Annotated in this window: 27 protein-coding genes; 10 read left to right on the top strand and 17 right to left on the bottom strand. The window is 54.1% G+C overall.

All coding sequences use genetic code 11. From position 1 onward, the window contains the following. Positions 1 to 4: 4 nt before the first annotated feature. From trbL to AB1S50_RS14640, 9 genes are all read left to right on the top strand, one after another. On the top strand, positions 5 to 1,786 hold the full coding sequence (gene trbL, locus AB1S50_RS14680; RefSeq protein ID WP_367151647.1) for a P-type conjugative transfer protein TrbL: 1,782 nt from the start codon (positions 5 to 7) through the stop codon (positions 1,784 to 1,786). An 11-nt stretch (positions 1,787 to 1,797) separates the two neighbouring features. Further along, entirely contained in the window at positions 1,798 to 2,535 is a 738-nt protein-coding gene (locus AB1S50_RS14675) for a VirB8/TrbF family protein (protein WP_367151646.1), read from the top strand. A 12-nt stretch (positions 2,536 to 2,547) separates the two neighbouring features. Continuing rightward, on the top strand, positions 2,548 to 3,471 hold the full coding sequence (trbG, locus tag AB1S50_RS14670; RefSeq protein ID WP_367151645.1) for a P-type conjugative transfer protein TrbG: 924 nt from the start codon (positions 2,548 to 2,550) through the stop codon (positions 3,469 to 3,471). A gap of 9 nt (positions 3,472 to 3,480) precedes the next feature. Beyond that, positions 3,481 to 3,936: a hypothetical protein gene (locus AB1S50_RS14665; protein ID WP_367151644.1), complete on the top strand. Its 456-nt coding sequence runs from the start codon at positions 3,481 to 3,483 to the stop codon at positions 3,934 to 3,936. Further along, positions 3,933 to 5,414: a TrbI/VirB10 family protein gene (locus AB1S50_RS14660; protein ID WP_367151642.1), complete on the top strand. Its 1,482-nt coding sequence runs from the start codon at positions 3,933 to 3,935 to the stop codon at positions 5,412 to 5,414. Before AB1S50_RS14665 ends, AB1S50_RS14660 begins: the two co-directional genes overlap by 4 nt. Positions 5,415 to 5,500: 86 nt before the next feature. Beyond that, positions 5,501 to 6,019: a hypothetical protein gene (locus tag AB1S50_RS14655; RefSeq protein ID WP_367151640.1), complete on the top strand. Its 519-nt coding sequence runs from the start codon at positions 5,501 to 5,503 to the stop codon at positions 6,017 to 6,019. An 18-nt stretch (positions 6,020 to 6,037) separates the two neighbouring features. Then, entirely contained in the window at positions 6,038 to 6,523 is a 486-nt protein-coding gene (locus tag AB1S50_RS14650; protein ID WP_367151639.1) for a hypothetical protein, read from the top strand. A 9-nt stretch (positions 6,524 to 6,532) separates the two neighbouring features. Continuing rightward, complete coding sequence (locus tag AB1S50_RS14645; protein ID WP_367151637.1) at positions 6,533 to 6,784, top strand: carbon storage regulator; 252 nt, start codon at positions 6,533 to 6,535, stop codon at positions 6,782 to 6,784. 78 nt (positions 6,785 to 6,862) lie between these two features. Beyond that, the gene (locus tag AB1S50_RS14640) at positions 6,863 to 7,210 is read left to right on the top strand and encodes a hypothetical protein (RefSeq protein ID WP_367151635.1); all 348 of its coding nucleotides are present in this window, start codon (positions 6,863 to 6,865) and stop codon (positions 7,208 to 7,210) included. A gap of 204 nt (positions 7,211 to 7,414) precedes the next feature. Here the strand turns inward: AB1S50_RS14640 and AB1S50_RS14635 are convergent, their stop codons facing one another. Genes AB1S50_RS14635 through AB1S50_RS14620 form a run of 4 tightly spaced genes read right to left on the bottom strand, consistent with a single transcriptional unit; the run spans position 7,415 to position 9,261 of the window. Further along, positions 7,415 to 8,110: a tyrosine-type recombinase/integrase gene (locus AB1S50_RS14635; RefSeq protein WP_367151633.1), complete on the bottom strand. Its 696-nt coding sequence runs from the start codon at positions 8,108 to 8,110 to the stop codon at positions 7,415 to 7,417. Then, positions 8,107 to 8,421, bottom strand: a complete 315-nt coding sequence (locus AB1S50_RS14630) for a hypothetical protein (protein WP_367151631.1) — start codon at positions 8,419 to 8,421, stop codon at positions 8,107 to 8,109. Before AB1S50_RS14630 ends, AB1S50_RS14635 begins: the two co-directional genes overlap by 4 nt. 15 nt (positions 8,422 to 8,436) lie before the next feature. Continuing rightward, positions 8,437 to 8,697 (bottom strand): hypothetical protein, encoded by a 261-nt coding sequence (locus tag AB1S50_RS14625; protein WP_367151630.1) that lies wholly within the window; start codon positions 8,695 to 8,697, stop codon positions 8,437 to 8,439. Positions 8,698 to 8,724: 27 nt separating this feature from the next. Further along, positions 8,725 to 9,261 carry a hypothetical protein gene (locus AB1S50_RS14620; protein ID WP_367151628.1) on the bottom strand — a complete coding sequence of 179 codons (537 nt, stop codon included), beginning with the start codon at positions 9,259 to 9,261 and terminating at the stop codon, positions 8,725 to 8,727. 731 nt (positions 9,262 to 9,992) lie between these two features. On the opposite strand from AB1S50_RS14620, the gene AB1S50_RS14615 reads away from it, so the two are divergent. Then, positions 9,993 to 10,124, top strand: a complete 132-nt coding sequence (locus AB1S50_RS14615) for a hypothetical protein (RefSeq protein WP_367151626.1) — start codon at positions 9,993 to 9,995, stop codon at positions 10,122 to 10,124. On the opposite strand, the gene AB1S50_RS14610 is transcribed toward AB1S50_RS14615, so the two are convergent. From AB1S50_RS14610 to AB1S50_RS14550, 13 genes are all read right to left on the bottom strand, one after another. After that, positions 10,121 to 10,453: a hypothetical protein gene (locus AB1S50_RS14610; protein WP_367151624.1), complete on the bottom strand. Its 333-nt coding sequence runs from the start codon at positions 10,451 to 10,453 to the stop codon at positions 10,121 to 10,123. The two genes, AB1S50_RS14615 and AB1S50_RS14610, sit on opposite strands and share 4 nt — an antisense overlap. 504 nt (positions 10,454 to 10,957) lie before the next feature. Further along, positions 10,958 to 11,884 carry a hypothetical protein gene (locus tag AB1S50_RS14605; RefSeq protein WP_367151622.1) on the bottom strand — a complete coding sequence of 309 codons (927 nt, stop codon included), beginning with the start codon at positions 11,882 to 11,884 and terminating at the stop codon, positions 10,958 to 10,960. A 340-nt stretch (positions 11,885 to 12,224) separates the two neighbouring features. Then, on the bottom strand, positions 12,225 to 12,470 hold the full coding sequence (locus AB1S50_RS14600) for a hypothetical protein (protein ID WP_367151620.1): 246 nt from the start codon (positions 12,468 to 12,470) through the stop codon (positions 12,225 to 12,227). A gap of 104 nt (positions 12,471 to 12,574) precedes the next feature. Then, positions 12,575 to 15,397, bottom strand: a complete 2,823-nt coding sequence (locus tag AB1S50_RS14595) for a zincin-like metallopeptidase domain-containing protein (RefSeq protein ID WP_367151618.1) — start codon at positions 15,395 to 15,397, stop codon at positions 12,575 to 12,577. A 3-nt stretch (positions 15,398 to 15,400) separates the two neighbouring features. Then, positions 15,401 to 15,565, bottom strand: coding sequence for a conjugal transfer protein TraD (locus tag AB1S50_RS14590; RefSeq protein WP_367151616.1), 165 nt, complete (start codon positions 15,563 to 15,565; stop codon positions 15,401 to 15,403). Positions 15,566 to 15,575: 10 nt separating this feature from the next. Beyond that, positions 15,576 to 17,783 carry a DNA topoisomerase 3 gene (locus AB1S50_RS14585; protein ID WP_367151614.1) on the bottom strand — a complete coding sequence of 736 codons (2,208 nt, stop codon included), beginning with the start codon at positions 17,781 to 17,783 and terminating at the stop codon, positions 15,576 to 15,578. Between the two features lie 13 nt (positions 17,784 to 17,796). Next, positions 17,797 to 18,093 (bottom strand): hypothetical protein, encoded by a 297-nt coding sequence (locus AB1S50_RS14580; RefSeq protein WP_367151612.1) that lies wholly within the window; start codon positions 18,091 to 18,093, stop codon positions 17,797 to 17,799. A gap of 128 nt (positions 18,094 to 18,221) precedes the next feature. Continuing rightward, the gene (locus AB1S50_RS14575) at positions 18,222 to 18,488 is read right to left on the bottom strand and encodes a hypothetical protein (protein WP_367151610.1); all 267 of its coding nucleotides are present in this window, start codon (positions 18,486 to 18,488) and stop codon (positions 18,222 to 18,224) included. A gap of 214 nt (positions 18,489 to 18,702) precedes the next feature. Next, on the bottom strand, positions 18,703 to 19,215 hold the full coding sequence (traF, locus tag AB1S50_RS14570) for a conjugative transfer signal peptidase TraF (RefSeq protein ID WP_367151609.1): 513 nt from the start codon (positions 19,213 to 19,215) through the stop codon (positions 18,703 to 18,705). After that, on the bottom strand, positions 19,212 to 21,275 hold the full coding sequence (locus AB1S50_RS14565) for a type IV secretory system conjugative DNA transfer family protein (RefSeq protein ID WP_367151607.1): 2,064 nt from the start codon (positions 21,273 to 21,275) through the stop codon (positions 19,212 to 19,214). Before AB1S50_RS14565 ends, traF begins: the two co-directional genes overlap by 4 nt. Before the next feature lie 2 nt (positions 21,276 to 21,277). Further along, entirely contained in the window at positions 21,278 to 23,080 is a 1,803-nt protein-coding gene (gene traI, locus AB1S50_RS14560) for a TraI/MobA(P) family conjugative relaxase (RefSeq protein ID WP_367151605.1), read from the bottom strand. Positions 23,081 to 23,089: 9 nt separating this feature from the next. Further along, entirely contained in the window at positions 23,090 to 23,398 is a 309-nt protein-coding gene (locus AB1S50_RS14555; protein ID WP_367151604.1) for a hypothetical protein, read from the bottom strand. A gap of 80 nt (positions 23,399 to 23,478) precedes the next feature. Next, positions 23,479 to 24,537: an RNA-guided endonuclease InsQ/TnpB family protein gene (locus tag AB1S50_RS14550; protein WP_367151603.1), complete on the bottom strand. Its 1,059-nt coding sequence runs from the start codon at positions 24,535 to 24,537 to the stop codon at positions 23,479 to 23,481. Between the last annotated feature and the right edge of the window lie 219 nt (positions 24,538 to 24,756).

Genomic DNA, 24,756 nt, shown 5'->3' with positions numbered 1-24,756 from the left:
TGCCATGCGCGCATTGGTAATTTTACTTCTCTTTATTGCTGTTCCAGCAATTGCGCAAATCCCTGACGATAATGCACTAAATGGAATTGTTAATTCATACAGAGATGAAGCCAGTTCTTGGGCGGGTGCTATTAAAGGATATGCCTTCACTATTTTTTGGCTTTTAGTTGGTATCGATTTTGCCTGGACGGGATTAGGTTTAGTCACCAAGCGCGCAGATTTCGGAGATTGGATTGGTGAATACATTCACCGAATAATTGTCATTGGTTTCTTTCTCGCTTTATTGCAGTTTAGCAGTACATGGGCAACGGCTATTATTGATAGTTTGCGGCAATTAGCGGGAATAGCCGGTGGAATATCAGGACTTGATCCCGCTGACGTCTTTGATAACGGGCTAATCGCAACGGGAGCGCTGATGTCAAAAATGTCGGCATTCTCACCTGCGAAATCTCTTGTTCTTGGCATCATCGGAATACTAATGTTTGTAGTTTTTGTCTTGATTGCTGCGGAGCTTATTTTTGTTTTAGTAACAATGTGGATCATTTTGAATGCCGGAATCATTATGCTTGCTTTCGGTGGGTCAAGATGGACACAAAATTTTGCCGTAAACTATTACCGAACGGTACTTGCAATTGGTGTAAAGCTTTTTGTAATTCAATTAATTATCGGAGTAGGATTAAACATTGTTATCAATTGGGCACAGTCAATTCCAAGTACACCCTCATGGAACGAAATTTTTACAGTCGCAGGGTCTGCATTAATACTCTATGTGCTTGTTAAAAGCATTGGGCAGCTTGTTGAATCCTTAATATCTGGCAGCGGCGCAGCCTCTGCCTCCGGTAGTAGTGCAGTCTCAAGTGCAATGATGGCCACCGCGGCAACAGTTGGTGCAGCAGCAGCTATGGGCGCATCAGGTGTAAAGGGGGCAGCTGGAGCCGCGTCTGGAGCAAAAGCCGCCTGGGAGGTTGCGGAGGAAGGCTTGAAACAGGGCAGCGGTATGACAGCCGCCCAGGGTGCTCTCAGTGCAATTGGTGGCGCTGTTGCCGGAGGCGGTGGCGCTGCCGCCGGCGCGAAGCTTGGCGGAATGTTTTCACATGTCGCCGGCGCTTTCACAGAGGGAACCAAAGCTTTTGGCCAAGATTTCCGAAACCAGCTAAAGGGAGACATTTCCGCAGAGCGGGGAGTCACTGGCGGCCGTATGGCGGAAATTATGAAAGACAAAACTGCCTCGATGCGACGCAAGAATGAACTTGATGAGTTGGGGGCAGGCTTTAGCGGCGGCGAGGGGATGACTCCTGTTAGCGAGACTGGCACCGGCGGCAATGCTCAACCAAGCAACTCCGGTGACAACAGTAACCTGGCCGACGGAGGTGCCACAACCGCTGACACGGCCCCGGTAGGGGAGGGCGGTTCCCAATCCGGTATTGCTGGTGGCCCAGGTCCACAAAGCAGTAGCCCAGCCACAGAGCCGACTGGCTCATCTGGTACGGGTGGTAGTGAGAATCTTGCCGGCAGGGGTGCCCCCGCCAGCAGGCCCAACACCGAACAATCATCAGCCCAGCCAGGTGGCGATACCGGCACCTCCGGACCCTTACCGTCCAGCGGTTATATCTCTGGTGTACCAGGCCAGGAAACCATGGGCGTTTATGCGGATTTGGAACCTAGCGCAAGTCCAACCGATTCTGCTGTAAGCCCTGGAGCGCCTAAAACCGGGGATTCATCCACCATCACCGACAAAACCGTCGCCGGCGAAAATCTGGCTCCAGAACCCGATAAAACCAGCTAAAGGAAAGCGCAATGACAGACGCAAAAGGCGTTCAGCCGATTGAAGAAGAAAAACCAGAGTCAGCTGGCAAAGGTAAGAAACCGAAAGATAATACAGTAGAAATGACGCCATATCTGGCTGCCAGGCGGGAATGGGATGCCCGCTACGGTGATTACATCAAGCAACGCGACCAGTGGCGGTTGACGGCCTTTGGCGCTCTGGGCGGGCTTCTGATGTGCATTATTGGCCTGATTTATATCGGTGGTCAGAACAAGCTAATTCCCTACCTGGTTGAGATTGACAAGCTTGGCCGGGTGTCCAGCGTACAACCCGTAGAACAAACCTCGCAGGTGGACGCGCGAATTATCCGTGCTCAACTGGCGTCCTGGATCGACAATACAAGAATGGTTTCCAGCGATGCCGAAATACAAAAGCGGGCCGTGTGGGATGCCTATGCGCTGGTTAACAACGCCGATCCCTCGGCGGTGCTGCTGAATACTCATTTCCGCAACCCGGATTACGATCCCTTCAAGCGGGCGGGCACGGAAACCGTGGAAGTGCGCATTCGCTCAATTCTCCAGCAGACCAAAAACTCCTGGGAGGCGGAGTGGGAAGAGGTAATTAAAAGCCGGAAAGGCCAAGTGATCGGCCGCCAATACTGGCGTGCGTTAATGCAAGTCTACACCGCCCCGCCGAAGGACGAAAAGGCACTGTATACCAACCCCACTGGCTTGTATATACGAGAATTCAGTTGGACTGAACAACGATAAGAGGATCTACCAATGAACAAACTACTAGGAGTTCTGGCGCTGTTCCTAGGCACGTCCGCCTGGGCAGAAGTGACGCCAACGAAAGAGGGTATTTTGCTTTCGGGGATAGAGCCGAAACTGAATGCGCAGGAGCGTAGTGCCGTGGAGATCGCCATGCAATGGCGGTCGAACGACTATAGCACAAAGCCCATTGAGGGAGCGGACGGGTCGGTCACCTATTACTACGGTGACAGTCAACCGGTCCTAGTATGTGCCCCGATGGAGGTTTGCACAATTAAGCTGGAACCTGGCGAGCAGATCCAGCCCGGCGGCCTCCAGGCCGGCGATTCTGTCCGTTGGAATATCACCCCGACGGTGATCGGCGACGCTAACCATTTTCAAACACACATCATCGTCAAGCCCACTCAGGTCGGTCTGGTTTCCTCAATTTATATCGGCACCAATCGCCGCGCCTACAATATCAAGCTCAAAAGCTCCCGCACCAAATTTATCCCGTGGATGGCCTTTATCTACCCGCAAGACCTGGAACAGGCGCTGGACACATACGACCAGATGGTTGCCGAACGGCAGGCCCAGGGCTATATCCCAGCGGCAATGTACTCTGGCGGCGCCAGGGATGAAACGGCCGGCGTTGCGCCCATGCAATACGGCGCGCATATCGAGGCCCTGAATTTCAACTACCGCATCCGTGGTCGAGCGCACTGGAAACCCGAGCGAGTTTATAACGATGGTGTCCGCACGATTATCCATATGCCTGAAGCCATGGAAGCCACTGAAGCCCCAAGCCTCCTTGTCATTGATTCCAATGGTGATGAAGCCCTGGTGAATTACCGCCTCAAAGATCGTGCTTTCGTGGTCGATCAGATCTTTGATGAGGCGATCCTAGTGGTCGGCGTGGGCGGTGATCAGAAAAAAGTAACCATCAAGCGGATGTGAGGTAAGAAAATGCGCAAGACGATTTTAGTAATTGCTGCGCTCTGCCTGGTGTTGGGAGGATGTGCCCAACAGCAGTATGGCGATTTTATTGAAGTCGAGGAGCCTGCACTGGTGCAAGCCATTGCCAACGACGTGGCCGGCCATTTGAGCGACCACTACCTTGTCGGCGAAGAAGGATTTCGCGTTGACCCGGAAATACTCGGCCCCCTGGGTTTGGAGATAGACGCAGCACTCCGGCAGCGGGGCTACTCAGTTTCTCCGGTCAACGGAGTGCCGCTCACCTATATCTTTGATTTAGTCGATGCCACCTCCGGCCCCATCTACCGGCTGTCTCTACACGTCGGAGATAGCTACCACAGCAAAGCGTATCGAGCTGAGGCCGGCCCTGGCAGCCCCTGGACCGTACTCCATGCGCCCGAGCCAGAGCAGAGTGACAAGGTACTAGCACAAGGAGGTGCGCAATGAGCGAAGCCGCTCTGCAAATGGACGCTACTCCCGGCGGCTTAGAAAAGCTGCCCAAGCCCAAGCGGCTAGGCAAGCTGCCGATTGTCATTCTCAGTGCAGTGGTAATCACTTTCGTGATTCTGTTGCTGATTGTTGTCGGTACCCGTCAAGCGCAGTTGAATCAGGAAAATGCGACCACAGCAGAGCCCGAAGCGCGCAAGGCAGAAAGCGTTGTCGACTCACGGATGTCCGTGGAAGAACTGCTAGCCGATGCGCCTAGCGGCACCATTCCCGAATTTGTACCACAGGAAGAACGCCGACTAGGTGAAGGAGACATACTGGTGCCCGCACCTCGGGCAGCAGAACGCGCGCCTCTGGGATCAGAGGCGCCGGCGCAACACAGTGACGCAACGCCAAATAGAGGGGGGTTCCAAACGGCGGACAGACCTGCGGAGCGTGATCCTCTGGAGTTGGAGGAACGCTCCTTGAGTGATGTACAGACCGGCTTAGGGCCACTGAGCGAACAGGAAGCAGCGCGGGTGCGCCAGGTCGTTAATCAGCGCATGGAGACTGCCCTGTTTGCCCCCACCACCGTGCAATTCGAGACTCGCAGTCCAGGGGCTCAGGCCGGCACACAGGGGCAGGCGGGCGCCCGCACGGCCGTGGACCCAAACCGCGATGTGATGTCGGTGTACCAGGCCCGTCTGGCGGAAATCCAGCGTGCCCAGCAGTCGTTGGCTGGCGGTAGTGCCGGATTCCCCGGTGGCTTTACGCCCGCCGGGGCTTCTAGCGGCGGCAACAATACTAATAACGGGCCTGGTGGCTTTGGCCAGGCGCCGGGCGACGATTGGTCGCTCGACGCCCAGCGCATGGGGCCGAAGCCGTATACATTGATGTCGGGCGGTATGATCCCCGCAGTGATGATCTCCGGTATTAACTCCGATCTGCCAGGCAGAGTGATCGCGCAAATTTCGCAAAACGTCTATGACACCGCAACCGGGCGGGAACTGCTGTTACCGCAAGGATCGCGCCTGTTCGGTCGCTATGGTTCGGATAACCGTGTCGGCGACACTCGGGTTGCCCTCAAATGGGACCGAATCATTTTCCCAGACGGTTCTTCTTTGAACCTGGACGCGATGAACGGCTCGGATCAGGAGGGCTATTCCGGACTAAAGGATGAGGTCAATAACCACTATTTCAAGATTTTCAGCGGTGCCGCTCTTTTATCTTTGATTTCAGCCGGCTATCAAATTGCCCTCGGAGAAAACGACAATAACAGCGGTAATACCGACAACGGACTGAGTGCAAAAGAGCAAATCGCTGTACAGATGGCCCAGCAAATGAATCAGGTTGGTTCGGAGCTGATTCGCCGCAATATGCGCATTCAGCCAACCATCGTCATCCGCCCAGGATATAAATTTATAGTCATGGTAAATAAGGATATTTCTTTTCATGGTCCATATAGCCCTATGGATATGGAATTGATTTCTGGCTTTTAAGCTGAAAAAGAGATTCAAATACAGCACGGATTGAACAATAACGCCACGGACTGAAAGGACAAAGGTAATGACTTAGTGAGGAAGCAATGGACCAACGTGCAATAGCAAGGGATATGGTAAATCTATTGGATGGCACAACTGAGCATATTTTGCCCAGAAAGAAAATAGAACTTCTTTACAAGCTATTTGAAAGGTATCTCTCCCATACATTAATTGGGGAAGACCAAAATTACAGAATCACCAAAGTATCTAGGGCAATACTAAAACGCCTTTTCGATAAAAAGATGGTGAAGGCTGGATGCCTAATACGCTTGGGGCGGGATGCCGATTACAGGCGAGAGTTGGATGACCTATCCATGATTCTAATGTGCGTTCGCACTCTGCTAGGGGATGATCATGCACTAGCAATAGAAATGGATAGGATTATCCAGGGTACAGGTTATAAAACCAAGGAAATCCAGTATGAATACAGAAACAGCAATCTTAATTTTAGCAATAATACTCCTGACGATAGGCATAATATTGTATTGCCTGGCGACAGTAATACTAAGCTACCGAAGAGGTCGGTTTCGAGAACCAACGGGAGTCAGCAAGTTAATTCATAAACAAACAAAGGCACTACAATGAAAAAAAATATCTCGATCATTTTCGGAATGCTATTCTCTACGATCACAATAGCCTGTGATGTCAAAAAGGATGAGCAATTAGTTTGTGAAGCACTTATGTGCACTATCGGAATAGCGATTCCAGCATCACATTCCGAGTGCTTAAAGGTACAAACTGAATTTGCTATCTACTTGGCTACACTCGGATTTTGGGAAAATCCACCCAAGTGTAAAAACCGGGATATGAACTGCCAAGTAACCGGCAAAGCGAATGCCAACGTATCACCGAGCACCTGTAACGCTGTTTCCAGCAATCCAACGGATTTTGTGAACTGCGAGGTGCAGGCTAGCAAACTGGTCGGACAAACGTTCAATTGTTCCAAATACGCAGATAATCCAACGCTCCGAACGGCCTGTGAGCAGCAATTTCAATCCAATGGAATCAACCCCAACCTGGATGGTGATTACACGCTGGACCCACGGGACCGGCGCAACTCTTTATAGGAGTTTGTTATGTTAGTCTTAACCCGTCGCCAAAAGCAGACGGTTGTTATCGGTAACGATCTTGTTCGATTTACCATATTATCAATCAACAACAAGGGGGAGGTAAGAGTCGGCATCGAAGCGGACAAGGCGATATCAATTCACCGTGAGGAAATCTACAAGAGAGTAAAGTGCGGAGAGGCGAGCAAAAGCTCATCTGCCAAACCACAGACAATTGCTCCAGTCCTGATAGTACCGATGGATGTAAAACAGATTAAATAGCAATTTCATAAGCCCCCAGTTGGACCCAAAATTTACCCGAATGGCGGCTTTTTACTAAGCAAAATGGAGGAAAACCCCATGAAAAAAACTCTCGTTATCGCAGCCCTATGCGCCACAGTTACCGGTTGCGGCAGTATCAGCAATCCTATCGGGGGGTACAAGAACGGCACGGAGGTGACTGCGGAACAGGCGGCGGTATTTTCCCGAGGCAAGAGCACGGCCGCCGATGTCCGGGCCTCCCTGGGTGCCCCGCAGTCGCAAGAACAGGTCGGCGACGACCTACACTACATCTACAACTATTCCGAGATTAATCACTTCTCGCCGAATAAGAATGAATCCACCAGGTTTATTTTTGGCAAGGGCGGAAAGCTAAAGGATGTTCAGAAAGGAAAAGGCAATACCTCTAATCCTCTTCTAGGTGATTGAACACCACATAGCTGGTTTTTGAGAAAGCTTTCCCTGGCTTTTCTCAACTCTGGTTTGCGACGCATGTCCGCAAACCCTCGACGATAAATCAAGCGATTACATGCTTGATTTGCAACCCGAACGTCCCTGCTCGGGACAACAGGCTGTTGAAAAATACTTTTTTCAACAGCCTGTTAGAACCTATCTAATATCAGTGCGCATACCTCATCCCTCTACCTCGATGGGCAGTCGGAACGGGGTGCCCGCGCCGTGATGCCCGATATCCGAACCCAACACCCTAAGATAGATTTCTGTGCTCCTTTTGTCGCTGTGCCCGAGTAAATGCTGGATTTGGTCTACATTGCAGCCGTGAATCAGATGGTTAATGGCAAAGCTATGGCGCAACGTGTGTGGATTGACGGCAACCGGCAGGGCAGGCTCAACCCGGTCGCCGGCGGCGTTCAGCCGGTGGCGCACCGCACTCCGGCTCAATGCTATCAATGGTTGTTGTTTGCCAATTCGGTGCGTCTTGATGTATCGGCGTAGCTGTTCCACATACGCCGGATCATGCAAGGATAGAATACGGCGAGAAGGCCGCTTTTTCCGAGGTGTGCGGTTTTTCAGGGTCGGCAGGGACACAAAGGGTGCATCCGCTTCCAGGTCAAAATCGCACGGGCGCAGCATCAGCAGCTCCGACACCCGCGCTCCGGTGACCCACACAGTATAGGCGGCCATATAGGTGATGCCGTCCTCGATGGCGGACAGCAGCCGCTCTACCTCCGGCAGCACCAGGTAGTTAAATTCCTGCGCCTCCATATCGCGCAAAATAAACTCGCGCCGGCGGATCAGTTGATCCCAATTCACAATGATTCGCTGGGCCACGCCAAGCATAGGGGATTGCACTAAAACGTCCTGGTTCATTTACTTTCCGCCAGGTCTGCAAATTTCTGCCGTAGCTCTGCCGCGAATTCGTTTGCCGCCGTACTGGTCTGCCAGTGGCCAGCTTCATCAAGGTTGCGGGCATATTCGGCAACAATAGACACCTTCTTGTAGAGGACCCGCAGCTCGTCTAGCGCCAACTCAGGCTTGTACAGTGCGCGGTAACCCTGGATGACACTCTCCGCCTCGTCCAGGTCCGTAACCAGCTGATCATCGGTATCCCAATGCTCCGAGACAAACTGTTGTCGCTCTGTTTCGCTGAGTGCCCAGGGCTCCCATATTATCGTCTTCAACGAATCTCTCCTTATTCAGCTCCTTTTCCTGAACCTTGCGGAAACGCCCTCCATAACGTCTTTTCTATCCCGTGTCCCTGCAATTACCTCCTGCGCATTGCTTTTTAAAACCTGGTAATTAGCGCTACTTTTCCGCAATAACTCTATCTCTCTGGTAACAAATTCTGGAGTAATTTGCTCCAGCTCCAATGGCCTACCCGTTTCATGGGAGGTATTGAAAATAGCCTTTACTAACCAGGCCGCTTCCTTAGCTGTAATGTTGTTTAACTCTCTCATAATACCTTCCCGTGCTCTTAGATATTCTTAAAAAAGGGCCATTTGCTTGTGCGCATCCCCCTGCCGAGCTGCCGACAGTGATAGCGCTTTCGCCAGCTGCGCCTCTGGCGTGACTCGACTACCAGGCGCTAAGAGCGGCGCGACTACCATAGCTAGGTTCCTCTTGCCCAGGTGCGCCGGTGCATCGATGAACGTGTTCGCCTCGTCGGCCAGGACAAACCCCTGCCGCTCCAGCTCCGCCAGCAGCTCGCCGGTATGCCAGTCGGGAAGCCGGATTGTGGCGGCGCCTGTGCTCCAGTTTTCCCCGATTTCCCGCCAGTCGTTGTAATCGTACCGGCCCACCAGGTACGGGGCCTGCAAAAACGCCTCTATCTGCGCCTGAGCCATTGATACCAGTGTGGACTCATCAGGGATGCCATCTGGGGCCACAACACTGTGATAGCCGGTGTGGCTGGCTGCACGGCCATGATATTCAAAACCGATACAATTTTCCTCGATCGCGATGCGCTCTCCACGATGCTCTACAGTGAGTGTTGCCGCATTATTGTCGCTGTTGTCGGCCATGTTGAAACTTCCTTTTATCGCGCCAATATGCATATATTACGCATATCTGCGCGGATTACAATGGCGTAGCAGAGGGGAATTGCGCCAATCAGGCATCGACCAGGCCGCCCTGCAGAGCCTCTGCAGGCCTGCGAGCTCGCCAGCTGGATTCACCTATTAAACGATTGATTTATAAGGGACTTTGAATTTTGGCGTGATGGGGTCCAGCTGACCCATTTGTCGGTTGTGGCGGTACCGCGCAAACTTGGCATATCTGCGCGGTTTGGTGAAAAGAATGGGGAAAGGCCAAACCGGTCGGCTCTGGGGTAATGGCCGGGGAGCGGGCACAAAAAAACCGCCTCGAGGGGCGGTTTCTTTGGCCAAGCCGGTAGTGAATCGTCTTGGCAGGTGCTAAGTACCTAGCCAGTGCTATACATGATAGCGTCATTGACGGACCTGTCAATCCAGGGCGCTCAGGGACATTTCCACCGCTTCCCCATGCTATTATCCCCCTACTGGCTGTCTCAGCCGAGGAATAGGCGCCCTACCTAACGACTCCAGTATCGTTAGGTAGGGTGGGACGGTGTTCCATCCTTGATGAGCCCACACTGTCGGGGTAGTGCCCGAACTTGGCCCAGAGTGTGGTTCACCAACCTAGAGTCGTGCTGAGTACCTAGCCGGTTCTCGTCGCCCAGGCTGTCTCGTCAAGTTGGCCGTCTGGGCCTCGGCTCGCGAACTAATGGGGTATCACGATGAACGATGCCTGGTTAGTCGTCGTGATAGTGGGACCGCTGATTGTTGCCGCTTTCGGATTGAAAATTTCAATCTCGATTGGCGATATCAACATTGGCAACTCCACGAAAGAAAAAAAAGACGACAACTAAAAACCTATGGTTTTATCCCCCTCTCCGGAGGGGGTTTTTAACTTGATTACGCGAATACCAGAACAATCTGGCTTAACTTTCCTAATAAACTCGGTAGCCCTATCTAGTGAGCGAAATACCCGCAAACCAGGGCGTTGGGTTTTGCTCAGATAGTAGGTTCTAGCGATTTCATTTCCAAGAAGTTCATTCACAAGCAAATGATATTGCCGTGGTTTAAACTCTCTCAGCGCAAATTTTAGTTCAGTATTTGCAGAAACCATAGCCCGCAAAGTCCGCTCTTCGATTTCGTACACCATTTTTTTATTCCGTAGATGGAAAGTTTCACTCATAACAGTCTCCTGTGAGTGTAGATAGCCAACGTAAGTTGCCGTTTGGTACTGCCCTCGCAACCACTAATCATCCAGGCTTCTATTTATGTGTTAACCGAAAAACTATTGCAAGTGTATTAGGGCATTTCTCCGAGAGAGAGGGCCATTCCCCCTCTTTGGCGTTTAATTTTGGCAGATTCGGATGGTGAAAGGGTGTTTTATGTAATTTGGTGGATGAACTAGGGGCTTGTTTAAAAGGTAAAAGTTGAACGAATCTGACTAAGAGAGTCTCGCGCTTGCGCGAGCATTATATACATCTGATTTATTTAAACGATCTGATTAAGAAATTGCACTTAATTTTTTAATGAATAGCACTTAAATTTTTCTTTTTGGGGTGCGGCAGTGGATCGCCTTAGATTTTCGTATTTTAATAACGATTTAAGGGGTGTTGGCCGGCGGAGAGGTGAATTTCCAGGCGAAAATTGCCGGAGTTTTTGCGAGTGGCAATAGGCGGGCTTGAGGCGCTTATTCGGCTTCGTTTTTTAACAACAGGATCACTTCGTCAGGTGTCAATTCAGGTCGCTCCTCAATGAGCTTCCGGAGTCTGGCTGCTTTAGCCCGGTTCTTCTGTATTTCGATACTCTCAGCGGCTCCTGTAGGGCTGCTGTGATGCTTCTTAGACTCAGGGTCTAGCAATCCCTGAATCAACGCTTTTACCCTCGCTAGATCACCGAGAGTGCCCTTCTGATTGTTCTGCTCCGCTTTCCAATCCTGTTGTTTCTTGGCTTGTCGTTTCGAGGCTCGCTCCCGCTCGTATTTAAGGCGCCGCACAAGGCCGAAGATCGCAAATACTTCCTTGCGAATAGCCTTTACAGCCGCGACGCCACGATAACCGCCTTCTCCGTCCGGTTCTGCCCGTGTGGCCACGGTCACCAGGCCAGCAGTCTGTAGATCCTTCATGGCGCGACTGGCGCGTGAGAATGATAGACCTGCGTGGGACGCCAAAAAAGGGATTGTCAGGCCCTGGAACTCCCTCGACGTCTGGGGGATGCCTACCTTTAGGGTGGTTAGATCCAGGAACTTGACCATGGCAGCGAGGATCTTCAGGCAGCCCTCGCGGCGCTCGCTACGCTGCTGACGGCGCGAGCCATTGGCAAGGTTAAGAGAGGGGATAATCGACGGCTTCCAATAGTATTGATCCAGTCGCCCCAGCAACGCCAACAAAATACCTGGAATACCACCGCGGCGCTTCTTATCGTCGCTAACTGTGCCGCCATTGACCGGGAGCCGGAGCGACAAGTCCGGCAGTTCCGGGGTATGGCCGCAACGGTTTCCAAAATCAACCGATTTGGGTAAAAATTGATCAGAAAATGACGCGCCTGTCATTTTTTTCCTTGTTTGGTCAGCACTTCGACGTAAAAAAGTGCACTTCTTGTTGACCAGCGGACGCAAGGCGCTATCATTTGCCGAGCGTCGCACCGAGCGTCGCACCGAGCGTCGCACCGAGCGTCGCACCGAGCGTCGCACCGAGCGTCGCGCCGAGCGTCGCGCCGAGCGTCGCACCGAGCGTCGCGCCGAGCGTCGCGCCGAGCGTCGCACCGAGCGTCGCTAACCTGCCAGGACGTCGCTCCCCTGAGCGTCGCCTGTCAAGGGGGTATCCCCAGCACCTTTTTGGTCTGGTCTAAAGCGCCCTGTGATGTCAGGTCTCTAAAGAAAGAACCCTCACTCGCCAAAGTCTGGTTCTTTCACTTCTTCTTCAGAAAAGGCGTCCCGTTGGGGCGCCTTTTCTGTTTTAGGAAAAGGCTACTTCAACCTTTTCAAATCCAATGGTCTTAGCAACCTTCAAGGCAGTTGGTATCGTGGCAAACTGCCGCAAACGCCGCTTTGCTCCATTGAGAAGCACTTCTCTACCATTACTCGTCAATTGAAAGCGCATGATCCACTTGTCGCTATCGTTGGCTGGAGTAAGGAGCACGGACTTCAAGTTGCCCTTCTGGTAAGCCTTTTTAGCCATGGTGATGTCCATGGTTGCTTCCATCGTGATCTCCTTGAAAACCGCATATTTGCTGGGCAGGATGCCACGCTTTAAGCACCCCGACAAGGAAAAAATATCCTTTTTTTCCCTGTTTAAAAAACATCCGCCTAACGAGACTTCCTTACCGCCTGCTTTTCGCTGTTTGTTTTTTGAACATTGGGCTTTTGTTCCACTCGTATTTTTTGCTGTTCCACCAGCGACTGAACCGCCGGCCGGAGCTGATTTTTCAGCGCGTCGAGTCCGTTTTGTTGGTGTAGGTCGTTAAAGTCGGTGGCCCTTTCAGGGTTATTACCAAATCGCGGCAACACCAGGCGCGCGCCGTCGCCAACCAGGGAAACCGCTTCCTCAGCCTTGCGCCGGCCCTTGTTGCCCTTCTCATTGAATCGGTCGTCGTCACCGGCGATCACCACGCCTTTGTCGTGATACTGGTGGTGGAACTGCTGCGCCACCGCTGGCAGGTTGCCCGCATCAATGGCGGCCACCACCGGCATATTAGTGGCCTCGGCGATACTTGCGGCCGTGGCGTAACCCTCGGCGATGAAGTACGCCTTGCTGGTAGCCAGCTTGTCGCCATTGAGCAGGTGGTAATTGCCCTGCTTCTCGGCCCCCTTCTTGAGGCTCTTAAAACCGTTACTACCGATCCGCTGGAGGCTGCGGATCTGGCCCTGGGCGTTGCGGAGCGGTACCACCAGGCGCCCCTTTTTGTCCATACGCACGTCGTAGTTCTTGACCCCCTTACGGACCAGGTACTGATTACCGGCAGCAGGGCGAAGTTGGTCCCACAATTGTTGGCATCGCTTCGCGTGGTGGTCATATTTCTGCGCCTGGAGGGCCTGGCGCTGGGCTTTCTTCGTCGCCGCCTCGGCTTGAAGCTTCGCACGCTCTTCGTCACTCAACCGCTGGCCGCTGGCCACCCACTTCACCGGTTCATCATGCAGGCGGTGGTTCTGGTAGTGCCCGGCCGGGCGGCCGTCCCCAAATACACGGTAGGCGCCACTGGTTTGGCCACGCCCATCGTCGTCCACCGGTACACGGTGCCATTTACCGTCTATGATCGGCGAGTCGTTGAGCTGGAAGCCATTGGCTTTCAGAGTCTCCGCGAGTTCTTCCTGTGCGGATTTCGCCGGCGCCTGGCGTTCGGCGACATTCTCCAGCAGATAGGCTTTCAGCGCGTCGAGGTTCGCCCCTGGCTTTGCGTACCAGGTTTTGTTCTCCTTATCCCAGCCAAGCGCGTTCTCTCCGTTGGGCAACTTCCCAGCGAGCCGCTTGGCCTCGTTGCGTTCGTGGTACGGAATAGCCAAAGGCGTGTTTTCGATGGCGACGTTACGAGGTGACATTTTTTTCGCTTCCTCACTGGACGTTCTCTGGGTATTCGCCTGGAAAACTTCCTGTTCCTGCTCCAAGTTCTGAGTGCGGGTGAGGTCCAGCACATAGGTCTTGATCTTCTCCGCGTCGCTGGCGGCCCTAAAAATCTCCAGAGGATCTTCCTCAAGGGCTTTGATCCAACTACCAACGTAGGCGACGTGCTGGCCGGGATCATGGCCAAGGCCCAATTCAGTATTGAACATAAAAGAAGCTATTTCGGCTCGCAGTTCTTCCTTTGCGTAGCCGGAACTACCGAAGGGATGGGACATATCCCGATCCAGGCGTGAGGCATGGCCAGTCCAATGCCCCAATTCATGCAAGGCCGTTGCATAGTAATTACCGGCCGTGGCGAATTGTTCGCGCTCCGGCAGGTGGATTCGGTCGGATACAGGGCTGTAATAGGCCCCGTCGGCCTGGTCGTGGCGAATATCCGCCCCACTGTTGGATAAAATGCTTTCGGCACGCTCATGGGGATTCCAGGCCAAAGGCTCCCTCGGTGGCAGCGGAGGGATGCCCTCGATCTGTTCAGCATTGAAAACCTTCGCGTAGAAAGTTTTCGGGCGTTCGAGCTTGTAGTTCACCATAACGGTATTGCCCTGCTCGTCTTTCACTTCCTTGCCGTCGGCGTCGCGCTTTGCACGCTTTTCGTGGAACTTCCAATACTGGACCGTGGTGGCCTTGCTGCCCTTCTTAACCTGGTAGCCTGCGGCGGCGGCCTGTTTATAGGTCATCCAGCGCGGGTCGCTGTGCGGCTTGCACGCCAGATTCAGGTGGTTAACGCCCTTGTAAACAGCGCCAGTGTGGGGATTATGGGGCAGCTGGTACTCGTTCGGCTTCCAGGGCCTAGCCCAAGGGGCCGTGCCCTGCCGCAGCTGCTCGATGATTTGATTGGCCACCTGCTCGGCGTAGGTAGGTTTGCTGTTTTTTGCCACGGTTACGTCCTTTTTGAACTGGGCGTGGTCATTTGTGGGGAAGGTCTGCTGTTGCCGGCGGCCGGCCCGGATGCCGTGGGCGATAGCCAGGGCCTGCTGCCGAAGTTCCGGCAAGGTCAGGGGCCGGTTAGAGAGGCCGGTGGCCCGCAGGGCTTTCTGTAATGAAGCACGCACCTTGTCCCAGCTGCGCTGCATAAAGCTGCGCTGGTCTTCGGCCACGAATGCAAACACCTCCTCGGCTTTTTTAAGTTCACTCAGTTCCGGGTAGTGCCGGTCTACTTTTTTCCAGATGGGCGCGAGACTGCTTTCCTGTCGCGTTTCCAGAACGCGATAGAGCAAATCGCGTTTTTGATCCGGCGTAAAGGTGTTGAGGCCGTAGTGGCCGAGGATTTCGTGCTGGAGGGTTCTTGACACCTGCTTTTCGTTATGAAACCGGGAAGCGACAAGGGCAACGGTTCCAATGGCCGGGTGGTAGCCTCCTTCGATCCGTATACCACTGATTCGTTCGGCGTTTTGAGGGCCATAAATATCCTCCTGGTTTTCACGGGTGCGGATCACCAGCGGGATATTGCCGTTATATTCGGCAATAAATTGCTGGGCGATCACATCTACTTGGGCGACTGAAAGCGGCATGGTTTAGTCCGCATCGCCGTGAAAGGCGCTGTCCAGCGCCTCTTCCTCGGTCAAGGCATCCTCGACAAACGCGCCCAGTTGCTCGGCTTCGTCCGGGTCCATCTCGATAACTGCGCCCGGCACTTCCAGGTCTTTCAGTTTGCCATCCAGTTCCTTGTTGTCGTTCATGATATTGGCCTCAGTTGGTGGCGGCTTCTGGGATTTCCGGCTTGCCATCCTTCTCAAAGAAACGTGCCTTACAAGCCGGGAATTGGTCGCAGCCGTACCAGGTGTAGGGCTTTTTCGTTTTCTTGGATTTGCCCCGCCGTTTGATCAGCTTGCCGTTGTCGCAGTCCGGGCAGGCGTGAGCCGTGGTCTCACCGGCGGGCGCCTTCGGGGAAAAGTCCGGCTTGCCACCCTTGTCAGGGAAGCTCGCCCGGCAGTCGGGGTAGCCACGGCAAGCCCAAAAGAAGCCCTTCTTCCCCTTGATTCGGCGCAGCAAGTGCTGTTTACAGGTGGGGCAGTTGACACCCTCAACCCGGATATCCAGGCCGCGCTCCTTCACCTCGGTTACTTCCTGGGTAACCGTGGCCACCAGCTCGTCCAGGAAGGCTTGCAGCGGGATATTGCCCGCCTCGATGTCTTTCTGCTGCTGATGCCAGAGTGCCGTCATATCCGGTGCTGTGGCTTTCCTGGGCAGAGTATCGTGGAAGTCCTGGCCCAACTTGGTGCTCACCAGATTTTTGCCTTTTTCCTCGATAAAGCCGCGCTCTTTGAGTTTGACGATAAAGCTGTCGCGCGTGGCCGGGGTGCCAATCCCTCCGCTCTCACCTTTCTTGTCCTTGTCTTTATCGCGCAACAGTTTGGCGATGAGCGGGTCTTCCACATACTTGGCCACACGTTTGAGATCTTTTAACAGGGTGGCCTCGGTATAGGGTTTTGGCGGTTTGGTTTCCTGCTGCTCCGACCGGCAATCAATGCACTGCCCTGCCGCCCCTGGGGACAGCGTGGCCAGATTCGCAGTCGTCGCCTCCTCGCCTCCATCATCGCTGTCGATCTCCTGATTGTCTTTGTCGTTTTTATAGAGTGCGCTCCAGCCTTCGGCCATCACCTGGGTGTTTTTCGCCCGGAAGCGGTGGCCGGATACTTCCAGGTCCACAGTGGTGACCTTGCTTTCCTTCAGCGGCCAAAACTGGGCGATATAGGCCCGGCAGATCAGCAGGTAAATATTGCGCTCCTGCTCGCTCAGAGCTTCGATATTGCCCTTCCCCTGGGTGGGGACGATGGCGTGGTGGGCGGTCACGTTGGCATTATTAAAAGCGCGGCTTTTGCGCGACGGGTCGGCCTTGTCGATAAACGGCGCGAACATCGGTGCATTGTCGGCGATGGTGGCCAATACGTCCGGCGCATCCTGGTGGTTCTCGTCGTTCAAATAGCGGCAGTCGCTGCGGTTGTATGTGATCAGCTTTTTTTCGCGTAGGGCCTGGGTAATGGCCAGAGTCTTGTCGGCCTTGATTTTAAACTTGCGCGACGCATCCACCTGAAGTTCCAGCAGATCGTAAGGCAGCGGGGCCGCGTCCTGCTTGTCCTTGGTTTCGGCCCCGGTGATGGTCGCCGGCTGACCCTTGCAGGCGCCGGCGATGCCCTGGGCGTAGTCCTGGGACGCGATGCGGCCCTTGTCATCGAGAGGCGCATCCTCCGGCGGTTGAAATACTGCGGCGAAATCCACGGCGTCTACTGAGAACTGCCCTTTCACGTTGTAGTAAAAAACCTTGCTGTGGCCGGCGATAGCGCGGTCCCTGGCGACCACTAGACCGAGGATAGGGGTCTGTACTCGGCCCACGCTCAGCACGCCGTCTACGCCCTTCTCGCGGCCTTTTAGGGTATACAAGCGGGTCATGTTGAAGCCATAGAGTTGGTCGCCGACAGCGCGCGCCAGAGCGGACTGGTAAAGGCCGTAAAAATCGCGGTTGTCTTTCAGGTTGTCCAGTGCCCGCCGGATCAGCTTTTCATTGTTATCGTTGATCAGAATACGCTGAGTCGGCTTCTGGTTGTCGCAGTAGTCCAGGATCTCATCCACCAGCAGCTGGCCCTCGGCGTCGGTATCGCCGGCGTTGACGATCACATCGGCCTGCTTTATCAGTTTCTGGATGATCCGAAACTGCTTTTCACGGCCTTCAATTATCCGGTACTTCCAGGGAATATTGATTATTGGCAGGCTCTTCAAGGTCCACTCTTTGTTGGCCGCGTCGTAGTCCTCCGGCGAGGATAGTTCGAGCATGTGGCCGGCGCACCAGGTTATCACGTCGTCGCCGCAGGTGTAGCAGCCGTCACCGCGCTGAGGGTTGCCCAGAGTCTTGGCGATGGCCTGCCCCACCTCGTGTTTTTCAGCGATAAATAAGCGCATCGGTATCACTCCTTCAAATTCTTACGCTTGCTTTTACGCCGGCCGGAACAGCATGGCCGCCGAGCTTGAGGATTTTTCCGACCTTGGAAGTTATTTTCCAATCTTTGCCGTCCAGCCTTTGCATGTAACCAGCACTCGCGAGCTCTTCCAAGATTCGGTCGATGTTTTCCTGAGAATGCCCACGGCGAGCACCCAAAGCATCGATGTTTTCACTCCTGTCGTTAAGCAGACATACCAGCAGGCCGAGGGCTTCAAGACTTAGCTGATCATCTGTGATGACCTGCTCCTGGATTGCTAAGTGTTTGAGCATTTTGATGTCCTTCTCCTTTACCATTTGATCAGTGGGCGGGCAGCACCCAGGTAGCCGCCTGCCGGAATAGTCCCGAAATAGCGACTGTCGTGGCATCCTCCCCAGTTTATGCCGCAGCATGAGGTTACCTATTCGGTCCTTGGCATCAGTTGCCAAGCACGGCGCTTTACCTGCGTACAATGTTGCACCAGGTCTTTAATACACCAGCAAGCGCCCTCCACGGTATTTTCATCGGATTCGTCAGCTGCATAGGTCAAGGTGGTGGCGATGGCGTTGATTTGCAGAAAGAGCTTGTCTAGCTCGTCGGCACAGCCCAGTAGGTTGAGCCTGGCAATATCGGCCGGGAGAGATTGAATTTCCATGTTCTGGCCCAGGTGTTGTTGTTCGCGATCCATTCGCCACCGAGGTGCTAATCTCGGGTGGCGGGCGAATACGAGGTTAGCACTACCGTCACCAGGAACGGCCCGCCGGAGCGGCCCCGCATCGCCCACCATAACTCGGGCACAAAAAAACACGCGGGAGCGTGTTAGGCTCCTGGTAATACGGGGTGCTAATCCCGGCGCTGAATGAGTCAACGCACCTTTAGCTTGGTCTTTTGCGCCGATCTTGTCAATCCCATGTAATCAATGGCTTAGCCGCACCCAGGTAGCCGCCTGCCGGAATAGTCCCGAAATACCGACTATCGAATGAGAGTCGGTTGTAGTCACTCAGAAGCAGCAGGTGGTCGGGCGGTACTCGGTAGCTGCCCAAGCTTCCTTCCATAGGCGTGCCGGCACCATCCGTTGGCGCTCGCCGGCTGTTTGGATAGCGGCGGCCATTTACGTGGACGCCCTCTTTTGTGATGTCCACCAAGTCGCCGGGTAAACCAACGATTTTCTTTAGCAGTGGCTGCGCCCCTCCGGGACAGGTACCTGGGCGAACATACGCCTTGTCTAAGGCCGTCTTGCCGAGTGCCCGAGGGAGACAGATAAGGCCAAGCTGGTCCCTTTCGGGGCCTCCGTCGATGCGCTGGTAGATACCCGGCGGGAAGCTGTCGCTGGTATTCCAGTAGATCCCGGCCCACTTGGCGGCACCAAGGGTTGCCAGAAACAACCCGATAAAAAAAAGCAATTTCTTTTTCAAAACGGCAGGGCCTCTTCTTTGTTGGACTCGCTGGCCTGGGCTCTCTCCTCTTCTGCCGGCTCCGGTGGTTCCGGTAGTTCCGACTCCGGCGATTCAGGAGTTTTGTTCACGGACTCCGGCTCCAGAAGAACTGGATCTGGCTCGGGTTCAAACAGCGCTTCCGGTTCGGTTGGCGCCTGGTCCAAATCAAAAGTGGCCGCCTGAGTCGCCACCATGACCGGACCGCTCATGCGGTCGGTTTCCGTCGGTGTGGATACCTTTGCGCGCACGGAAAACACCGGATCTTTAAAGTACAGGATTTGCTTGCCGTAGATGGGAGGGAAGCCTGCGGCGAAGATCAACATATCGCCGGCCTCGGTGATATTGCCGTTGCCGTCCTTGATGGCGCCGGGCAACCGCCCGCATTCATCCGGAGTCAGCAGCGGGCGCCTCACCTCCTGGAGCGACCGGCTGGCGGTTTTCATGAACACCGATGTACGCTGGCCGCTCACGGTGACGGATTCCTTCAGCACCGTGGTGTCACCGCAGGCTTTAGAAAGATAATCCTTGGTTTCCGGCTTATTTGGTGCATAGGCGTTTTTGATATGACAGTTCGAGGTAACGGCTTCGTCCTTGGTATAGATGTTAGTGAGCTGTGCCAAGTCCTGGGTGATCAGGTACGCCTTGATGCCGTAACCGGCGCAAAAGGCCAAACCCTGCTCCACCACCGTCATGCGGCCAAGGCTGGGGAATTCGTCCAGTAGCATTAACAGGCGGTGGTTATAGCCCTGAACGCTACGACCGTCCTTAAACTCCATCCTCTCTGTAAGAATGCGCATGGTCTGCGTAATTAGGATACGCAGCAAGGGCAGAAGCCGGTCTTTGTCTGTGGGATTGACCACCAGGTACAACGAAACGGGCCGATCCGCATTTTGTAGATCGGCGATCTTGAAATCGGAGGTGGAGACATTGTTGGCAACCACCGGGTCGCGGTACAGACTGAGGTGACTTTTGGTGGTAGAAATAATCGAGCCTTTTTCCTCATCCGGCGTGTTAAGCATGTCTGCGCCGGTCGCCGCAACAACCGGATGTGGGAAGGTGCGCATTTCCTCCCACAGCTCTTCCGTATTCTGCTCAGGGTTGGAAATCAGGTGCGAAACCCCCGGCAGAGTACCTTCCGCTCCGCGCTGCTTTTCACGCAGGGCGCAGAAGATGATTAACGAGGTCAGCAGCGCGTAACTGGTCTTGGTCCAGTGGTCCGAGTCATCAATGCCCTTCCCTTTCGGGTCGGCAATCATCAACGCTAGGTTCTGCGCGTCGCCGACCTCATTGTCAGTGCCAAAGCGTACTTCGGCGATGGGATTAAACCGCACTGTCTGTGCAGGATCGGAATTGGAAATATCGAAGCGAAGACAACGGTTACCCGCGTATTTTTTCCGCCAGCCGGCAGTCAGTGCCCAGTTCTCACCCTTAATATCCAGGTTCAATACTGAATCCGGCCAGCTTAATAGAGTCGGCAGAACAAGGCCCACACCCTTACCGGATCGGGTCGGCGCGAAAGTCAGGACGTGTTCCGGGCCGTTGTGGCGCAGGTAGACCTGCTTATTGGTAGCGGTGTCCACCCATCCGCCCACATAGACGCCTTCGCTGGCACCCGGCTTTTTGAAAAGGGATGATCTGGGCAGGAGACCGGCCTCAATGATTTCTTTTTTCTTGGCCCAGCGTGCACTGCCGTGCAAGTTTTTGTGTTTCTTGTTATTCCGATGGTGCAAAGTCACCGCCAGCGCGTAACAAGCCAAGCTACTGCCGGAAAAGAGTACGCCCAAAGCGAAACCGCGCGTAAAAACATCGGAATAGATTTTGCCATAGTCCAGATACCAGGGAATCCAGCTCCAGGGGTAGTAGAGTTTGCCGGCACCAAGATCCGGGTGATAGTGCAACTGGTGGGCGACAAACTGACTGATAATCTGCGCGCCCAGTATCAGAGTAATCAGTACCACCGGCGCGGCCACGGCCGGCCGAAAAGGACGCTTCTCCTGCTGTTGTGGTATGCCGTATTCGTTTTGCTTGTTGAGATCCATTTCTACCGCCTTTTAAGATTACGTTTTATTTGGATTGCGCCCTTATCCGAGAGCGAAAGCGATGATCCCTGCGACGCCGCCTGCAACTGCTGGGCCTCGGCATCGGTTAACTCCTTCACGAATTTTTGATTGGCCCCTTGCAGTATCACAAAGCGCCGTTGGTCGGATTCCTCGACACCAAGAAATAGGTAGGTACCGCCCTTTTGCCATCTTCGATAGTACAACATATCGGATTTTCCGCCAGCCTGCCTATTTTTTGCCTGGATGAATTGTTCGAGGGCCGAGGGATTGCGCGGCCGCTTGGACTGACCAACACCAAGTTTGGCGGCAATAGGTTGCGCAGCCGCGAGAAATTCCCGATTCCCCTTGATCTGCACGTTCTTGCCGAACTTGTGTAGCGCCATTTTCAACCCGGCTTCGATGAGTTCAGGTGAGGGCTTGGAGCCGATAGACAACTGGCGGCCGTGGTCCACCAGCACCCCGGACTTAAAGCGGTAGGTTACGGCACCATTGCGGTGGACCTGATGTTGGTAGCGTCCAAACAGGGTCCCATCATCGCAGTCACCGGCAATTTGGTTGGCCTGTTCTGGGGCTTTCCGGGGTTTAGCCGTGCGTAGGGCCTCCAGGGCCTTCTCGTCCCCCTGCCCTGCACGCACCTGCAACCATTCCCGCCAGTCCGGTTGTGCGTGCTGGACGCGGACCTCGGCCCGCTGCTGGCCGGCCTGCTGGGTGACTCGCTCAGTGGCCGCTACCCGCGCGGCCTTGAGCCGGGAGTAGGCGGCCTGTTTGCTTTTCCGTAGGCGGGCCAGGTCGCCACGCTTGACCCCTGCCCGCTTTTCTTCGTACTCAAGTTTGATCCTGCGCAGTTCCTTGGCCTTGGCTTCACGGATACGCTTGTAGGCGGCCTGACGGGCCGCCTGCGCGTGATTCCGCTCCTGGGTATATTGATCCCACAAGGCCACCCTGGAGGCACTACGGCCGATATGGCCGGCCGTAGTGTGGTACTGGCCCTGTTTGTCCTCGGGCACTGCCGGCGACGCCTGGTAGACACCAAAGCGCTTCTCCAGCTGAGCTTTGGACAGTTGCCGATCCACGGCAGATGCCTTCACCGCTATTCCGCTTTTTACATCCAGGATCGAGAGACCGTTGCCCCGCCGCTTCAGCTCGACACCGAGGGCGGCAAATGCTTGATGCAGCTGCTGCCAGTTCTCTACCTTGCCGAGGTCTGGCTTACGCTCTGCCAGCCAATCGGCCAGCGGCTTCTGTCCCCCTTCGCGCATTTCGTCCAGTTCCGGGGTGGCCTTCCTGGTAGCCTTCTTGTCGTGGGCATGGTTGTCCACTTGGAGATCGTGCTTGATCTCCAGCCGCTCGCAGGCTTCTCCGAGACGGTACTGGTCGTAGTAAGGCTCGACCATGCGCAGCGTCTCCGGGTGGATCTTATTGATTGCAATATGCAGGTGCGGATTGTTGGTGTCGGTGTGGTAGGCGCTCATACGCTGGTGATCTGCCAAGCCGATGGCCGAACAAATATCTTGTTCGATGTCCTGGAGCTGTTCGGGAGTAGGGGAATCGCCTTCCCTCATACTTACAATTAGGTGATAGGTTTTATCGTTTTTGGCGCGGGTATTCAGCGCCTGGGTCGCCTCGATCTCGGCGACCGCCAGGGTAGGGCGGTCGGATTTACAGTTGCTCACTTGGGAGTAGGCGACCTTCGCCCCACCGTTCTTCTGGTCGGTGATGTAGTTAGCCAAAGTCTTAAAGCTCGACTTGGAGTCGGAACGGCGAGGAGAACGCTTCGCAATCAAGTCAGAATCCTAGAGCCGCCGCGATGATCGGCTTTTTTCCTGTTCTTGAACTTGGGATTTCCGCGCTTCCGGTTCCACCCCCCGCGACAGGTCCAGGTCGCGGTCGGCCACGTCTTCCAGCAGCTCCTTGATACGGTCATTACTCATCGAGCGTACTTGATTCGACGTGTACAGGGTTTTGTTGGCAATAGCATCTATCACGCCGCCGTCTTGAAAGGTGCGGCCCGACTCGATGGATTCAAACAGCGTTGCGCTGTTTTCTCCGCGATCCTTTTGGTCCTTCTCCCTCTCCATCGGTTTTTCTATGGTTTTTTTCACTACCAGAACTCCCCATGATTTACAGCCTTGTTAAATAAATTTTTGCCGCCTTCTTTTAGGGAATTGACATCCTCCCCGCCCTAAAGGACGGGGATTCCTACAGCTAGACGGCGATGCCCCGCCGCAAGAATGTTCTTAGCCGCGTTGATATCGCGGTGATGCTCAGCTCCGCACTCTGAGCAAGTCCATTCTCTTATTCGCAAACCTGTTCTACCTTTCGGACTGCTGTCAGGAATTGTCCCGCAGCACGAACAAGTTTGGGTGGAGTAGGATTCGTTGATTTCTTCAAAAGCCACGCCTGCGTGATCGCACTTGTATTCCAGCATGGTTTTAAGTGAACCCCACCCCGCATCCAAAACGGACTTGGCCATTTTGGTTTTCGTGAGGGCTTGGCTCGATACGTTACCAACGAAGATCGCCGCATTCTTATTCACGAGCTTGCGGCTGTATTTGTGCAGATCGTCCTGTCTGCGGTTTCTGATTTTGGCGTGAATTGTCTTTACACGTCGCTTGTTTCTGGCTCTTTGAGCGATTCCAAGCTTGGCTTCCAGCTTCCGATATTCTCGACCTTCAACGCCTTCGCCGTTGGAGTCGGTAGCAGACTCCTTGCAACCTAGATCGATACCTACAGCGCCTGTGCCTGCTGATTGCTCGACTTCGACTGATACAACAACATTGAAATACCAGCGGCCCCTGGCGTCCTCACTGAAGCTGGCTGTGCGAAATTTGTACTGGCCCAGACCAAAGGAATCCCAGACAGAAAAGAAACAACCGTTGTGAAAGACCTGTCCGTTCTTCCATTTAGCTGCACCAGTATTCACTGGAATCCAGCCAAGCGAGCGGCGGACACCACCAGACTTGCGCCAGTTAAGCCGGTTCTTTTTGAATTGCTTCCTTCGTGTGACGTACTCAGAAGCTACACATTGTAATGTGTGACTGTGGAGACCAAGCTCTTTACCAGCGCCTTTGGTGTAGGGGTGAATATCGTAGGCAGACAAAAACTTTCCGCGCTCTTTAATTGAGCGCGAACTGAGTTCGTTGATGTAGTTCCAAACAAAATTTACAGAGCGAGCCATCTCATTGAGGTGCCTTGCATGTTTGTCTTTAACTCGAACTTTCAGTGTTTTTGTTTTCTGCATTGCATCCCCATCTTAACAGGACCGTACTGTGAGAAAAGTAGCAAACCATCTAGGGAGCCTTCGGCTCCCGCGCTATCCTCCTCGCACTAAAAGTACGGGGTTTGTCGCGCAATATGATCACTAAAAAATTACTTTAACGCTTTCTCGGTTTTTTCCCTCTATCGCTTTCTTGCGTCTGATTATTTTCCTGTTGCAACTCGTTACTCTCACGTTTTTTTT

The organism is Microbulbifer discodermiae (assembly GCF_040742695.1).
Taxonomy (GTDB): Bacteria; Pseudomonadota; Gammaproteobacteria; order Pseudomonadales; family Cellvibrionaceae; genus Microbulbifer.
The sequence above is the reverse complement of the archived record's forward strand: the minus strand, read 5'-3'. Positions and strand labels throughout refer to the sequence as shown.